Raw genomic sequence first — 15,954 nt, forward strand, 5'->3', positions numbered from 1 at the left:
TTTTTATATTAAGATAAAAAATTACAGACTTTTTATTAGAGATTTATTATCTTAGGAGCATTAAGACAATCTTGTATATTGAGGGTTATTTAAGTATAATGCATTTGCTGCATTCAATTTTTGTTTATTTTCCATTTTATGGAGAAACAGTAATCCTGCATGTCCAGCGTTTAATTTTGGCAGATTATTATAATTTATGTGCGTGGTATAGTTATTATCTGTTATTGTTTTGTTATCTATCGTATATTGGGATTTAGAAACTAAAATTGGATCTGATAGTGGTAATAAATTAAAATCAAATAATTGTGTGTAGAAGCCTTGGGTGTTTTTGATTATAGCCTTGATATTTTTTGTATTATCTTTATGTAGCAAGGATAACATGTATGCCTGAACTTCTAATGTACTAACTCCGAATAATGGTTTGTTTGTAGCGAGGCTTATACCTTTTGCAGCAGATATACCAATTCTAATTCCAGTAAAGCTTCCGGGTCCAGTTATTACTACTAAGTAATCTATTTTGTTATAATTATAATTATATTTATTAAATAGAGTGTTTAAAATTAAAAAAAACGTTTCCATATTATTACCATTAATAGGATTTTGTTCCACAAAATAGTTCTTATTATTATCAACTATTGCTACTGAACCATTAGTACTCACAGTATCAATTGCTAGAATAGACATTATTTTGTATAAAAAGTTATTTTAAAATAAAAACAATTATTCTTCTGTATTATTTTATGTTTATATTTCAAGTTGATTGTATAAAATATTTACGATTATAATGAAATACTGAACTAAGATTCAAAAAAAAATGCTCTAAGTCAAGATTAGATTGTATTTTATTTAAAGTCAATGAAAAACTTTAGTGTATAAGAGGGGAGGTATGGGTTATTTTTTCAACCTCTAAGCTTCAATTTTTATTGAATAGTTATAAAATAGTAATTGTTTGGAACTTTTTTATTATTGGAGTATTTTTATTACATAATTTAGTTACTAGTTGTTATACGGGGAGATTTTATGTGTTTTTGGTATTTTTCTCGTATAAATCGGGATAATACACGTGCTATATGTTAATTTTGGTATTAAAAAGTTTTCTTTTTTATTATGGATTTTGATGTTATTCTCTAACCTAGAAGTATTGTTTTAGAGGTATTTTATAGTTTCAAATTTTAAGAATTTTAAAATGAGGAGATTTTACTCTTTGAATTCTGAAGAGGGGTTATATTGTATTAACTTTAAGAAGTATAATTTGTAACGTTTAATTTAAATATTTAATGTCTATTACTTTTGAAGTTACTATGTCTATCCGTTATTTAAGAGCAAAGAATGCAAGTTTTTGTTCTATTATGACTTTGTTTTCTATTATTGGTCTTGCTCTTGGAGTTGCGACGTTAATAGTGGTGATGTCTGTAATGAATGGATTTAGAGAAAAATTACTTAATTCAATACTTGGCATTGATGGTCATATTATTGTTTCTTTTAATAAAGATGTAAGTTCAGATTATTATGTGATATTAAAATCTATTGAGAAGATTCCCGGTGTGTTAAAAACGATTCCTATGACTCTTGATCAAGTTATTGTTGCAGCAAATGGTAAAGTTACAGGTAGTGTAGTGCGTGGAGTATCAGTTACAGATTTACTTAATAAAAGTACTATTATAAGCAATATAATTGCTGGCAATGTTGAAAAATTTAATGAAGGAGTAATAATAGGAGCTCGGTTAGCAGAGACTTTGAATGTTAACTGCGGTAATAAAGTTGCATTTATATCTTCTAAAGAATTTAATGTATCATCTAATGATATACCTAGAATAAAAGAATACAAGGTCGTTGCAGTATTTGATACTGGCATATTTGAGTATGATAATGCTTTAATATACATGCCAATAGAATTAGCACAAGCTTTTTTTGACTATGGTGGTGATAATATAAAAAATATAGAAGTGTTTGTAGATAATCTTATTAAGGCTGACGAATTAGCAAGCTCTATAGAGAAAAAAGTTGGAATGGAAGTTGTAAGTTGGCAATTACAACAAAGTCATTATTTTAGTGCGTTAAAAGCTGAAAAAAATGTGATGTTTTTAATTCTTACTTTGATTATAGTTGTGGCAGCATTTAATATTGTATCAAACTTAATGATAATAGCGGAAGAAAAGAAATCAACGATTGCAGTTATGCGTACATTTGGTGCGACAACCTGGAGCGTTATACGCATATTTTGTATTTGTGGATTAATAATTGGTTTTATAGGGACTTGTCTTGGTTGTATTATAGGTGTTGTTTTTTCTCTTAATGTTGAAAACATTAGAATTTTTCTAGAAGGAATAGTTGATATTAAATTGTTTAATCCTATAATATATTTTTTTTCAAGCTTACCTGTGGTTTTAATTCCACAAGACGTGATAAATATTTCTGTGCTTTCATTATTTCTATCATTTATAGCGACAATTGTTCCTGCATTACAAGCAGCTACTCGAAACCCCGCAGAGATATTACGATATGAGTAAAATATATGTGAATAATTTTGTAGGAAGATCTTTTAATATATTGTATTGTACGTGAAATAGTTTTTAAATATTTAAACTGTTTGTTTAATTTGTTGTTATATTATGGATAATTTTAATATAAAATATTCTTTGTAGGGGGTGAATTTTCTTATAAAGATTGATTTCTTTCTTGATATGATAAAAGAAGAGGTAGATGGAAGGGAAGTATGTAGTTTTGATATTGATGAATTATTTAATATAATAAGTTTAGTTGCATTAATAATGCAATGTAATGTGTATACTTAAAGTATATAGGTATCAATAATTAAGAAAATTGGAATTTAGATTGAAATTTTATATTGATAAAATTTTATTGTATAATAATTGTTTATTACAGTAGGTTAAATTAGAAAAGTATAACATTTAGGTAGTGTGAGTGTGTTGTTCATTTTATGTTTAATGTTTTATATGGAATGTGAAATTTTGATTTTAATATGGTAGTTTGTGCTTGTAGCTCAAATTGGATAGAGCGTTGTCCTCCGAAGACAAAGGTTTGTGGGTTCGATTCCCTCCAAGCACATTTAGATTTGACAGTAACATATTTTTATATAAGATTATGTAGAAAGAATTTATTTAAAAGGCAAGTTTATGTCTAATGGTACTATAAATAAGGTTATATTAATTGGTAACTTAGGTAGGAATCCTGAAGTTAGGACTATGCAGAACGGAAAAGAAATGGCAAGTTTCTCAGTAGCTACAACTGAAAGTTGGACTGATAAATCTTTTGGTGTGCGCTCTGAAAAGACGGAATGGCATAATGTTGTAGTATTTAGTGAAGGATTAGTGAAAATTGTTAGAGATTTTGCACGAAAAGGTAGCAAAGTTTATATTGAGGGTTCTTTAAGGACTAGGAGATATACTGATAAGAATGGTATTGAGAAGTATATAACAGAGATATTGTTGCAGAACTTTAACGGAGTTCTTGTTTTTTTAGATCTACGAAATAATGTTTCAAGTTTCGATTATAATAGATCATCTGAGTGCAATCAAAGTGAAGAAGTAGAAAAGAAAAGTCAATATGAGAATTTTGATGGTTTAATAAAAGAGGAACCGATTGATGAAATACCGTTTTAGATAATTTGTGAAGTGTGTTTATTATCTCCATTTTTATGGACTGCTTGTGTTACACCTTTTAATTGTAAAGGGAAGATAGATTACTGTAGTTTACGACGCTTGCTTATAATGCAAGCTAGGGCTGGAAATGGAGTAGTGTTGTTGGGTAGCACGGGTGAAAGTTTATCGCTTACTGACTCTGAGAGATGCATGATAGTTAAATTTGCATGCGATCTAAAATTGAATACAAAGATTATGGTTTGTGTGCCTGGGGTAAATTTATATCAGACTTTTAAGTTGCTAAATTTTTGTAATGATATGCCTATTCATCATTATCTTATAACTACTCCAATTTATACAAAACCTGGGATTATAGGGCAAACTTTATGGTTTGAGAAATTGCTTGAGAAAGTACATGTGCCAGCTATGCTTTATAATGTTCCATCAAGGGCAGGAGTAAATCTTTATCCTGAAACTGTTTTTAATTTATATGGTCATGAAAAGTTCTGGGCTATTAAAGATTCGAGTGGTACTATTGCTAGTTTGATTGAATATAAAGAGGTTGCACCAAATTTGAAGATTTTTTGTGGAGATGATAATATCGCGTTTGATATGGTTGTTCGTGGTGCAGTTGGTTTAGTTTCTGTTGCCTCTAATATTTTACCTAGTATAGCACGTAAATATGTTAAGCGGTGTATATTTTTATCTCAACGTATGATGATAAAATTTGAGAAAAAGACAATTATTCAGATCATGAAAGATGATGATATAAAAAGTTTAATGGGTATTTGGCAAAGGGTTTGTAAGTTGCTACTTATTGCAAGTAATCCAGTACCTGTAAAAATGTTTCTTCATAATATTGGAATTATAGAATATAATACTGTTCGTTTACCACTCAGTATGCGAGATATGCTTTTATAATTGAAATAATATGAAGAGAATTTTGTAGGGGGGGAATTGAATTTTTGAATTAATAAAATGCCTGAATATTTTATCATTTTAATATAAAAATAGTTTAAATTAATATTTATTTTAAAATAAGTGTTACACATTATTAGCTTTGTTTCAGGGTTCTAGTTTTTATATAAATAAAACATTGTCTTATTATTGGGTTCTGTTTAGGTGGTAAGAGTTTTTGTTATAGTTCGGTGGTTCTATTTTATCCAAAATGTAAAACTGGATTAGTCAATTTATTTAAAAATATATAAATTTAGGATTTGAGGTGAATTATTTTTTCGTATAAACATACGCTTTTAAATAGAGCTGAAAGAAAAAATTAATTGATTTTTACTTTTTCAAAATTTGAATAATTAGAGTCGTTTAAAAATAATTGTTTTGGTGGTGTTCTTCTTTTTAGTTAAAATTTTTCTTTTTATATATTTTGAAGGGGGATTATTTTGTGACGTTATTGTATAACTAACATAAAGGAATAACTTTATATATTTTTATTATTAAAGTTTACTTCGTGTTCGAAAAACTACGAAGAGATTATCTCTTTCTTTAGATATATTATTATAATTTGTACTTCTTGCTCATATGGTGTAAGTTTCATTCGTTATAAACGAATCAACAACCCCCCCATTTTAAATGAAGGGGGGGAGAATTTTTATAAAAAATTCGTCGGTTGTAAAAACAGAGAAGATAAATTGCGTAGGAACTTAATATTTTTCTTTATATGATTTGATAAAATTGTTGCTGCTAGTAGACAAATACCTAATATCGATATATAAGAAAATTTAAAAGCTAAGTCTTTGATATATATAGATAGACATTTGTTTATGTGAAATTTATGTAGTAATCCAATGCACATAATGCTGCTATCGATTATTGATGCTGCAATTAGAGCAATAGAATTTGTTATATAAAAATCAAGTCTAGATTTTATATTATCAAAAATAATTATACTTAGAAGAAGAGATATTAAGATTGCAGTATATGAAATCAATGTTAACGCATCAAGATGTTGTAATTTTAGAATGCAACATAGCACTGTGCACATTATTATGCTATATACAGCTTCCTTTTTACCGTAAAATGCTGTTATTAAATTTGTGATTAAAGCTACTACTATAATTATAATAGCGCATACCATTAATTTATTTGAATTATTGAGCAAAGAGAGAATAATAAGTAAGAAAAACGACAGAATATAATACATTATAGGTTTCCTTTAGTAAAATTTAGATTAAAACTTATGTTTATTATTTTATATGAACATTTTAATAATGAAAGAGTTTTTTTAAATAAGTTTAAATAATTTTTAATAATTAATTAAGATTGTTTAATAATGTGTTACGGTAGCTGCTCTCTAAAATCATTAAGTCTATTTCTAAAATATTTTTTATATTTAATATTTTTTTTTCTGTTACTTTACCAATACATGAAAAAACTATATTCTTATTTTTTAATAATTTTTCAAATTTGTGTTGATTTTGCGGTGCAATGGTAACAAGAATTCTACTTTGGGATTCAGAAAACATTATTATCTCGTTTATTATACTTTTATTTTGTATTTTCCCGATTGGTACTAGCGAGAGATCAACTTCAGCACCAAAATCTCCTGCTATTAGTGACTTTACTAGAGCAATTGCTAATCCTCCGAGATTTAATGCAATTGCGGATGCAATTATTCCATTTTCTATTGCAAAGCTATAACACTCATATAAACTTTTAGCGCTTTTTGCGTTGACTTTTGGTACATTGTTATTATGTATTCCACTATATAGTTGATATTCAGATCTTCCAAGTTCGTCATGTGTTATACCGAGTATATATATTAAATCTTCCGGCATTTTTACATCAAGTGATACTGTATTTTCAATATCTTCTATGACTCCAATTGCTGAAATAAGTAATGATGGTGGTGCAGATATAGTAATCTCTTTACCATTTTCATCGTATCCCTTGAAATCATTGAACATGCTGTCTTTTCCAGATATAAATGGAGTTTTAAATGCAGTTGCAAAATCGTAACAGGCTTTTGCAGTTCTTTTTAATTGCCAAAGTCTTTTTGGATCGTAGGCACTACACCAACAAAAATTATCGAGTAATGCTAGATGATTTATATTCCCCCCTACAACTACATAATTACGTATAGCAGTATCAATTGCACACGCCCCCATATGATAAGTATCTATTTCTCCATAACTTGAACCGAATCCTTGCGATTTTACAATACCTTTTTTTGATGAAAGAATTGGTCTTGAAACAATAACTTCGCTGCATACTCTTCCCTTACCCTGTAATTGTTTTAATACTGATGAGCCTTGAACTTCGTGTTCATATTGTACTATTATAAACTCTTTACTGCAAATATTTGGTCTACTTAGCATTTCTTTTAACTCAGTTTCTTGGTGTGACATTGTGCTAGTACTAAATATAGGGGTGATAGTAGTAGTTTTTTTGAGCCAAGGTTTTGTTTGTAAATGTATTTTGGGATTGCCGTTATGTAGGAACTTAGTTTCGATGTTCATTATTGGCGAAGAGGAAGCGAATCGAACTACAGACATGCCAGTATTGTTGAATATTCCGATTGCATTTGCTTCTACATCATGTTTTTTCGCGATTTGGAAAAGTATATGGAGATTTTCCTCTGGTACTGCTAAAGTCATTCTTTCTTGTGATTCTGATATCCATATTTCCCATGGAGACATATTATTATTTTTAAGTGGAACCTTACTTAAATCAACTTCGAATCCATTTTTTCCCATTTCACCGATAGATGACGATAATCCTCCTGCTCCGTTATCTGTTATTGCATTAAAAAGACCGCGATTTCTTGCTTCTATAATAAAATTTGACATTTTTTTTTGTGTTATAGGGTCACCAATTTGTACAATTGTTAAAGGATTATTTCCAGACATCTTTTTTGAAGAAAATGTTGCGCCGTGGATTCCGTCTCTTCCAACCCTACCACCTATAATTACAATTATATCTCCATTTTTAGGTTCTTTAATGTGTGAGAGTGTATTATTTATATTACGTGGAATAATTCCAATACTACCAACAAAAACTAATGGTTTTCCACAAAATCTATCGTCAAAATATAATGATCCAAGTTGTGTTGGAATCCCAGAACAATTGCCAGCTACATTGACACCATGAATTACTTTTTTCATAATATATTTTGGATTTAAAATTTTATTTTTACATTCTTTATCTCTATAAAATTTATTTTTTTCTTTTTCAGCAAAGCAAAAATAATATGTATTCATTATAGGTTCTGCGCCCTTACCAAAGCCTAATATATCTCGATTAACCCCAAGTACCCCAGTCATTGCTCCGTTAAACGGATCGAGAGCAGAGGGACTATTATGAGTTTCGACCTTACCTACAATTAAATAATTATCGTCGAAAATTATTCCTCCTGCATTGTCCGAGAAAACTGATATACATATATTGGAATTTATTTCATGGGTTGCTCGCTTAATATAATTTTCGTATAGACCATTTTTTATTTCATCGATAGGGGAACAGAATATGTTGTGCTTACAGTGTTCAGACCAAGTTTGTGCTAGAGATTCAAGTTCAATATCGTATGGATTTCTACCTAGCTTTTTAAAATAATTTTTTATGGATTTCATTGCTATAAGTGATAATCCTAGAGTGCCGTTACCATTAATTCCGTATTTGCTAAGTTTTTTGAGTTTGTAATCACTTACATCTAGGTTAACAAATTTGGTAGCTGTTATAGTATTATTTTTTAATATTTGATTAGTTGAGCATTGTGAATTATTAGTTTTAACGGTATTATTTGGAATAGAGATGAAATTTTGTTTTTTATAGTGTTTTTTCCAATAGAAATTACCATTTTTTTCTTTGTATATAAGTGTACTATATTCAGTCATGGGATTAAATTCTATAGTGTTATTTTCAGGTAAATTTCCATTACCTAAGACCAATTTTGAGCTTTTTGCCGCGATATCAAATGAAGTTATTTTGGTATTTTTTTCGTTTATTTCAAGATTTTGATATTGGAGTTTATAGGTTTTAGCATTGCATTTTAAAGTAGTAGAGGAATGAGTAATGGATAGGTGTTTGCTTATTAAATATTCTTTGATAATTTGTTTTACAGTATTACCTACATTATCAACTATGTTAGGTAGAAAATTTATTTCCAAACCCCATTCAGCTCGTGGTTCTATGAAACTATATTTAACTTCTTCAAGACTTTCATTATAAAAATAATAACGGCAGTTTTGTACAGTTTCATTGTAAAATAGTTTACAGATATTTTCATATAGTTTTGATGATAATTTTATGCTCATATAAATTGAATAAACATTAACAAACCATTTATTGCTATTTTTTTTATGTTTGTTTAGAATTTCTATTCTGATGTTTGTCATCTTATTATTATAATAAAAAGAATTTAAATTATGGGAAAAGTTTTTACTCTAAAAAGAAATAATTTTTTTTTGATATACTTAGTCAATATATATGTTCTGAATACAAAGGAGATGAGATTTCAAAAGTAAAGATTATACTTCCTTGTAAAATGGATGTGATAGCATTAATAAATGCGTTCAAGAGATGTACTATTAGAGAATATATAATTCTACCGGATCTAATTTCATTAGAGGATATTGATAAAGAAGACTCAATACTGAATATTGATAGGGTTAAAGTTATTAAACCTATGAAGAGAATACTATTATTGATCCAATTTATATTGGAATGGAATAAAGAAAATAATGATAATTTTCCAATTGATTTGACTTGTAGTTTATTATCATTGCTTGACGAAATTCGGTATACTCAAGTAATTGATTATTATCAAGTAGATAAACGTTTAAAGAAAACAGAAAGTTTTATTAATTTACTTATCAAGACTTGGAATGTAACTTTGAGTAATCTTGGAATGGTGGACATACCGGAGTATAAAACTAATTATATTAATAATATGATAGCTTCTATGCGAAGAGATCAAAATATAATTTTTGTTGGAATTGGAAAGAATAGTATTCACAAATTGTTGATTAAGGCTATATATGATTTACCTCTTGGAAAGGTAATTTTACCAAATCTCAATCTGGAAATTAGGGAGGAATGTTGGAAGTTTTTAAATAAAAAACATTATCAGTATTGTTTAAAAGATCTGTTAGATTATCTCGGCGTAGATAGAAGAAATGTTATTTGTTTAAACACTACGAATAGTAATATTGATTGTATTTTTGATACAACTGTTGATCTTAGTAAGATTAATGATGGCGAATGTATTAAAAATATTGAAATTATAGTTTGTAATTCGAGAGAAGAAGAAGCACAAATGACATCTCTAATTATGGAGGGTGAAGATTATGAAAATATTTCTTTATATATTTTTGACAAGTTACTTGCATCTCGTATGAGATGTTCTAGTTTAAAAAATCATTCTTATGTAACGCTTTTGCTTTATAGTGTTGAAGTTTTAAGTTCAAATTGGAACAGTGTTGCACTTCTTTCTCTTTTAAAACATAAATTAGTAACTTTTGGTTATATTGAAAAAAATTATATTCAGATTTTATCTGAATTTGAAATAGAAATATTGCGCAACTTTAGTATCAACGGTAGTAGTAGTATTATAAATATAATTAATGTTCATAAAAAATTAAAATATAAGGAAGATATATTAATTATTATTAACAAACTAAAAGTTATATTTGATTTATTACTTAATTCTGTTAATTGTCCTATTTCTCATGTAATAGCAACTCATCTACAATGTATTAGTTTACTTTCTGGGATTGACTTTTCAGAGCTAGATAATGAAATAGGTATTTTTATTCGTGCACTTTTAAGCGCATGTGAAGGTATAATGATAAAATGTTCTTTAAAATTGTATGTTCAGATTTTAACTTTCCTTTTAAAAAGGGAATTTTTTTCTACAGTAGACAGTTTAAATAGATTTAATTTATATTATAATAAAGTTATAATACTTGCTGGATTTTACGATATACCGAGTTTTCAAAATCCATTCTTAAATACTTTGACGAGAGAAAGGTTTGGTTTTCCTTCTATACAAGAAGAGCAAGGATATTTTTTATATAACTTGCATGGTTTATTTGGCGCTAGTAAGGTATACATTATAAGTTTGTTGAGCAATAGGAAATCAATTTTATTGCGACGCTTGGAAATTGTACTTCGAAAGGAATCAAAATATAGTCATAATTGGTTGAAAATGTTAAATACACCTGAGGTTATTGCACCTTGTGCTCGACCCGTTCCAAAGCCTAAGTCTGAAGTAAGGAAAGAAATAATGCAAGTGATGTCTTGTAGTGCAGTAGAAAAATTAATTCGCAATCCTTATTCATTTTATGCTGAATATATACTGAACATTAAAAAATTAAGAGACTTAAATTTTAAACCATCGATGTTGGAATTTGGTGTTATAGTTCATAGCACTCTTGAGAAATATTTACATAGTAGAGAATCACCAATGCGTATTGCGCAAGAAGTGTTTTCGTCTAGTCAGTTTACCTTTTCGAATATGTGGTTAGTGAGACTACAGAAAATAGTTCAATCTTTTATTAAGTTTAACAGAACAACTAGAAGTAATCGATTTGAATTAGAGAAGGTCTTTTTTTATCCAATATTTCATCTTGATACTGAAGTTTATACTTCTCATAATAATTTATCCAAGTATAAAATTACTTGTACAGAAAACATAGATTTGGTTGCGAAAGGAATTCTATTAACGTCAAAATGTGACAGAGTTGAATATTTACCAAACGGTAAGATAGCAATTATAGATTATAAGTTAGGTTCAATTCCTTCTGATGAGGAAATTACATCAGGATTTTTTTCTCAGTTAATTTTAGAAGCATTGACAGTAGAACATACAACAAAAATGGAAGTTTCAGAGCTTATTTATTGGAAACTAGATTTTAATGAGATAAAAGTTTTTTCTTTGAAGAATTGCAGACAAAAAATTTTGGAGTTTAAATCTGGTTTACCGAAATTTTTATTTAGTTATTTAAAAGATTCTATTCCATTTATCGCTTCTCCTTATTTTAATAGGTTTTTGGACTTTTATGTTTATAAACAATTAGAAAGGACAGGAGAGTGGTTATAAGAGAAAATCTTATAATATTTATATTTTATTATCTGCGTAAATAAAAATGTGAGATATATGTAGAAAAGAGTGGATATTTTGTAGATAAAAATGTGAGTTTTGAGAAAATAGAAACTTTGGGTTTTATTTTGTATTGTTAACGATAGATTTCTAACCTAGAATAGGGGGTGCTATTTTATTTGGGCACACTTTTCATTAAAATAATTAATGTATGGGAGTTTGTATGCTTGTTTGAGATATTTAATTTTTTAAATTTTATAATAAAATCTATATAGTTTATCTTCTCAGAAAAGAAAATCCTTATAAAGGATATGTGAAGTTTATTATATGGTATATTTTACGTTTTATTTTCTGAATTTAAGATTATTTAGGGTGATATTGCATTGTTATAGCTTTGTTTTATTTTATTTAATATTTTAAAAATAACTTCTCTTAATTTAATAAATGGGCTTACTATAATAAAGTAGCTGTAAAACTTTTAAATTATTTCGATTTATTGGTGGATAATATTGTAAAAGTTTTATTAATTTTTAATTGTATAAAGAAGGATTTACAAAAAACTAAATGGGTAAAGGTAGTTAGATCCACATTTTCATGGAAAACCAAATTTTGGTTAATTATAATGGTTATGGGATGGCTCATACCCGAAAATATTAGTTTAATTTAATATCACTAAAATAGTGTTAAATTATTAAATATTGCAAATTACATAAAATAGTTTTTTTGAAAATTTTATTTGGTAATATCTATAAAATTTAGATGGTTATTAAAATTTAATTGCAACTTTAAAAGTTAGAAAATATAAAGAGGTTATTCTTTATAGAAAGTGAGCAGCAGATGATAATTTAAAGTTGAAGATAAATTTGAGTAGTTATGAAGTAGTGGGTACACTAATTAAATTCTTGTAGAGAATATTATATGTGTACTCATTTGAAAAAAGTCTTGTTAATTGTTGTGTTTTTTATGTAGAAAGTTAGATAAAAAGGTTTGTACGGGAGGGAGATAATATGGTGATTCATTTAGTTAAATGAAGTTCGTATTTGTTGTAGCGATTTTACTTCTAGTTTGCTGCTTTTTATATATTGAATTGCAAGTACTAATGCCTTGCTTCCGGATATTGTGGTGCTATAAGTTACGTTTTGTAAAATAGCGGTTCTTCTAATATCTTTACTGTTTGAAATTGATTTAATACATTTTGAGGTATTAATTACTAGATTTATTTTTCCACTTTTGATCATGTTAATTATGTGGGATTTGCATTTTTTCGCTTTGCTTAAAGCTCTTGTAGTAATACCATTATCATTTAAATATGAGGCTGTGTCTTTAGTGGCATAGATTTCAAAGTCTAGTTTTCTTAGTGAATGTGCGACTGGTAATATGTATTTTTTGTCATCATCTTTTACAGAAATTAATACTTTTCCTTTTGTTGGTAGTTTATATCCTGCAGCCATATAGGCTTTTGCGAGCGCAGCTTCAAATGATAAGTCGATTCCCATTACCTCTCCTGTTGATTTCATTTCCGGACCTAATAAGGTATCAATTTCAGAAAAACGCGTGAATGGAAAAACGGCAACTTTTACCGCAAAATGGCCAAGAAGTTTTTTTTCTTGATCTAATTTTTTACCTAAAATAACTTGTGTAGCAAGCTTTGCTATTGGAATATTAATAACTTTAGAAACAAAAGGAATTGTACGACTAGCTCTTAAATTTACTTCTAGTATGTATATATTATTTTTTTGAATGGCAAATTGAATGTTTATTAGGCCTTTTACTTTTAATTTAAAGGCTATTTTTTCAGTTTGTAGTTCAATTTCTTTTATAATTTCATTGCTAAGTGTATTTGTAGGTATTGAGCAAGTTGAGTCACCGGAATGGATTCCAGCTTCTTCAATGTGTTCTATTATTGCTGCTATAAAAACTTTTTCTCCATCACATATGGCATCGACATCAACTTCAATTGCATTATCTAAAAATTTATCAAGTAGCAGTGATCCATGTTCAAAAATTTTAGTTTGATTTAATACGTATATTTTAAAACTTTCAATGTCATATTTAATAGACATAGATTGTCCCCCTAGGACATAAGATGGTCTTACTACTAATGGAAATCCCACTTTTTTAGTATTGGTTAATGCTTCTTCTATTGAATAACAAATAGAATTTTCAGGCTGTTTTAGATTAAGCTGTAAAGCGAGGTTTTTAAATTTCATGCGATCTTCAGCAAGATCTATGGAGTTAAAAGGTGTACCCAAAATATTGAAATCTCTTTCATTCAGTATTTTGGATAACTTTAATGGTGTTTGACCACCTATTTGCACTATAACTCCTATTAAAATACCATTTTCTTGTTCTTTGTTTAAAATTTCAAGAACATCTTCTATAGTTAATGGGGCAAAGTATAGACGATCGGCAATATCATAATCAGTTGAAACGGTTTCAGGGTTGCAGTTAATTATTATTGTTTCATATCCCATTTCTTTTGCCGCAAAAACCGCATGTACGCATGCATAATCAAATTCAATGCCTTGACCAATACGATTTGGCCCACTACCTAAAATAACAATCTTTTTTCGATCAGATACATTTGCTTCGCATTCTGTTTTATTTATAATGTCTCCTTCATAACATCCATACATGTATGCAGTATCTGATTTAAATTCAGCTGCACATGTATCTATACGTTTATAAACTTGGTGAATGCCAAATTTTTTTCTTATTGTTTCAATTTGTTCTATTTTTTTTTTACTTAACTTTGCTAACCTAGCATCCGAAAATCCCATTTTTTTTAACTCTAATATTTCGTATGCAGTTTTAGGTAAGCCTATTTTTTTAATTTTTTGTTCAGCTAGAATAATTTGCTGTATATTTTGTAAAAACCATAAATCATATCCAGTAATTGAATTTATTTCTTTTATACTCACTCCGTGACGCATTGCGTCTGCGGCAATTAATAATCTATTTGGTAGTAATTTTGATAATTTATATTTAATGTAATTAATATCCGTGTTTTCAGAGAATACTTCATCGAGTCCAGTAAGATCAGTTTCAAGTGAACGGAAAGCTTTTTGTAATGATTCATTAAAAGTGCGCCCTATAGACATTACTTCTCCAACAGATTTCATAGAAGTAGATAATTCACAGGTTGTACCTTTAAATTTTTCAAATTCAAAACGAGGGATTTTGGTAACAATATAATCAACTACTGGTTCAAATGCAGCAGATATGATTGGTGTGCAATCGTTGCGTATTTCGTCGAGTGAATATCCAATAGCAAGTTTAGTTGCAACTTTTGCTATTGGATAACCTGTTGCTTTTGATGCAAATGCGGAAGATCGAGAAACTCTTGGATTCATTTCTATTACAACAAGACTACTGTCTTCTTTGGAATTAACTGCGAATTGTACATTTGCACTACCTGCGCTAACATTAATTTCTCTCAGTATTGCTATAGATGCATTTCTCATCTGTTGGTATTCTGCATCACGTAGAGTTAAAGCGGGAGCTACTGTAATGCTATCACCTGTATGAACTCCCATAGGATCGATATTTTCAATTGAACAAACTATTATGCAATTATCTTTGTAATCACGGATAACTTCCATTTCATATTCTTTCCAACCTATAATAGATTCATCTATTTGAACTTCATTTATTGGTGAGCTTTTTAAGGCGTTTTCTACAATATCAATGAACTCTTCTTCGCTATATGCTATTCCACTACCAATTCCACCTAGAGTAAATGATGAGCGTACTATTGCGGGTAATTTTATATAGTTTAAAGCTTCTTTTATTTGTTTCTGATTATTTATAGTAATGCTTTTAGGGTATTTTAGTCCTATTTTATCCATAGATTGTTGAAATAGTTTTCTATCTTCAGCTTTTCTAATTGCTTCTCTGCTTATACCGATGAGTTTTATATTATATGCGTCTAATATTCCATCATCTGCAAGACTTGTTGCACAATTGAGTGCGGTTTGTCCACCCATTGTAGGTAATATTGCATCTGGTTTTTCTTTAATTAGAATTTTTTCTATAATTTCTGGTAATATTGGTTCTATATATGTTACATCAGAAAATTCTGGATCTGTCATTATGGTTGCTGGATTAGAGTTTATAAGAATAACTTTATAGCCTTCATTTTTTAATACTTTACAGCTTTGGGTTCCAGAATAATCAAATTCGCATGCTTGTCCTATAATTATAGGACCTGCTCCTATTACTAATATAGATTCTATATCTGTACGTTTCGGCATAATTTAATAATGATGAGTTTTATTATGTTAGATTACAATGTTACCA

The 15,954-nt window shown here is 28.4% G+C and carries 9 protein-coding genes and 1 tRNA gene; 6 read left to right on the forward strand and 4 right to left on the reverse strand.

The annotated features are described in order from the left end of the window. Positions 1-60 precede the first annotated feature (60 nt). Positions 61-684 carry a tRNA (adenosine(37)-N6)-threonylcarbamoyltransferase complex dimerization subunit type 1 TsaB gene (gene tsaB / locus LJI21_00535; GenBank protein ID WFW29795.1) on the reverse strand — a complete coding sequence of 208 codons (624 nt, stop codon included), beginning with the start codon at positions 682-684 and terminating at the stop codon, positions 61-63. Positions 685-1,277: 593 nt separating this feature from the next. Between tsaB and LJI21_00540 the strand changes: the two genes are divergently transcribed. The 5 genes from LJI21_00540 to dapA all read left to right on the forward strand — a co-directional run bounded on the left by LJI21_00540 (position 1,278) and on the right by dapA (position 4,523). Further along, positions 1,278-2,510 (forward strand): lipoprotein-releasing ABC transporter permease subunit, encoded by a 1,233-nt coding sequence (locus LJI21_00540; protein WFW29796.1) that lies wholly within the window; start codon positions 1,278-1,280, stop codon positions 2,508-2,510. Between the two features lie 138 nt (positions 2,511-2,648). Then, complete coding sequence (locus tag LJI21_00545; protein ID WFW29797.1) at positions 2,649-2,795, forward strand: hypothetical protein; 147 nt, start codon at positions 2,649-2,651, stop codon at positions 2,793-2,795. A gap of 198 nt (positions 2,796-2,993) precedes the next feature. Further along, positions 2,994-3,069: transfer RNA gene (locus LJI21_00550), tRNA-Arg, on the forward strand. A 68-nt stretch (positions 3,070-3,137) separates the two neighbouring features. Continuing rightward, on the forward strand, positions 3,138-3,623 hold the full coding sequence (gene ssb, locus LJI21_00555) for a single-stranded DNA-binding protein (GenBank protein WFW29798.1): 486 nt from the start codon (positions 3,138-3,140) through the stop codon (positions 3,621-3,623). Positions 3,624-3,635: 12 nt separating this feature from the next. Continuing rightward, complete coding sequence (dapA, locus tag LJI21_00560) at positions 3,636-4,523, forward strand: 4-hydroxy-tetrahydrodipicolinate synthase (GenBank protein ID WFW29799.1); 888 nt, start codon at positions 3,636-3,638, stop codon at positions 4,521-4,523. 685 nt (positions 4,524-5,208) lie between these two features. Here dapA and LJI21_00565 read toward each other — a convergent pair. Together LJI21_00565 and LJI21_00570 are read right to left on the reverse strand one after the other, a co-directional pair. Continuing rightward, positions 5,209-5,694, reverse strand: coding sequence for a hypothetical protein (locus LJI21_00565; GenBank protein ID WFW29800.1), 486 nt, complete (start codon positions 5,692-5,694; stop codon positions 5,209-5,211). Positions 5,695-5,869: 175 nt separating this feature from the next. Continuing rightward, complete coding sequence (locus LJI21_00570) at positions 5,870-8,950, reverse strand: phosphoribosylformylglycinamidine synthase (GenBank protein WFW29801.1); 3,081 nt, start codon at positions 8,948-8,950, stop codon at positions 5,870-5,872. Between the two features lie 149 nt (positions 8,951-9,099). On the opposite strand from LJI21_00570, the gene LJI21_00575 reads away from it, so the two are divergent. Then, positions 9,100-11,655 (forward strand): PD-(D/E)XK nuclease family protein, encoded by a 2,556-nt coding sequence (locus tag LJI21_00575; protein ID WFW29802.1) that lies wholly within the window; start codon positions 9,100-9,102, stop codon positions 11,653-11,655. Between the two features lie 1,019 nt (positions 11,656-12,674). On the opposite strand, the gene carB is transcribed toward LJI21_00575, so the two are convergent. Continuing rightward, positions 12,675-15,908: a carbamoyl-phosphate synthase large subunit gene (carB, locus tag LJI21_00580; GenBank protein ID WFW29803.1), complete on the reverse strand. Its 3,234-nt coding sequence runs from the start codon at positions 15,906-15,908 to the stop codon at positions 12,675-12,677. Between the last annotated feature and the right edge of the window lie 46 nt (positions 15,909-15,954).

The organism is Wolbachia endosymbiont of Menacanthus eurysternus (assembly GCA_029715105.1).
Classification (GTDB): domain Bacteria; phylum Pseudomonadota; class Alphaproteobacteria; order Rickettsiales; family Anaplasmataceae; genus Wolbachia.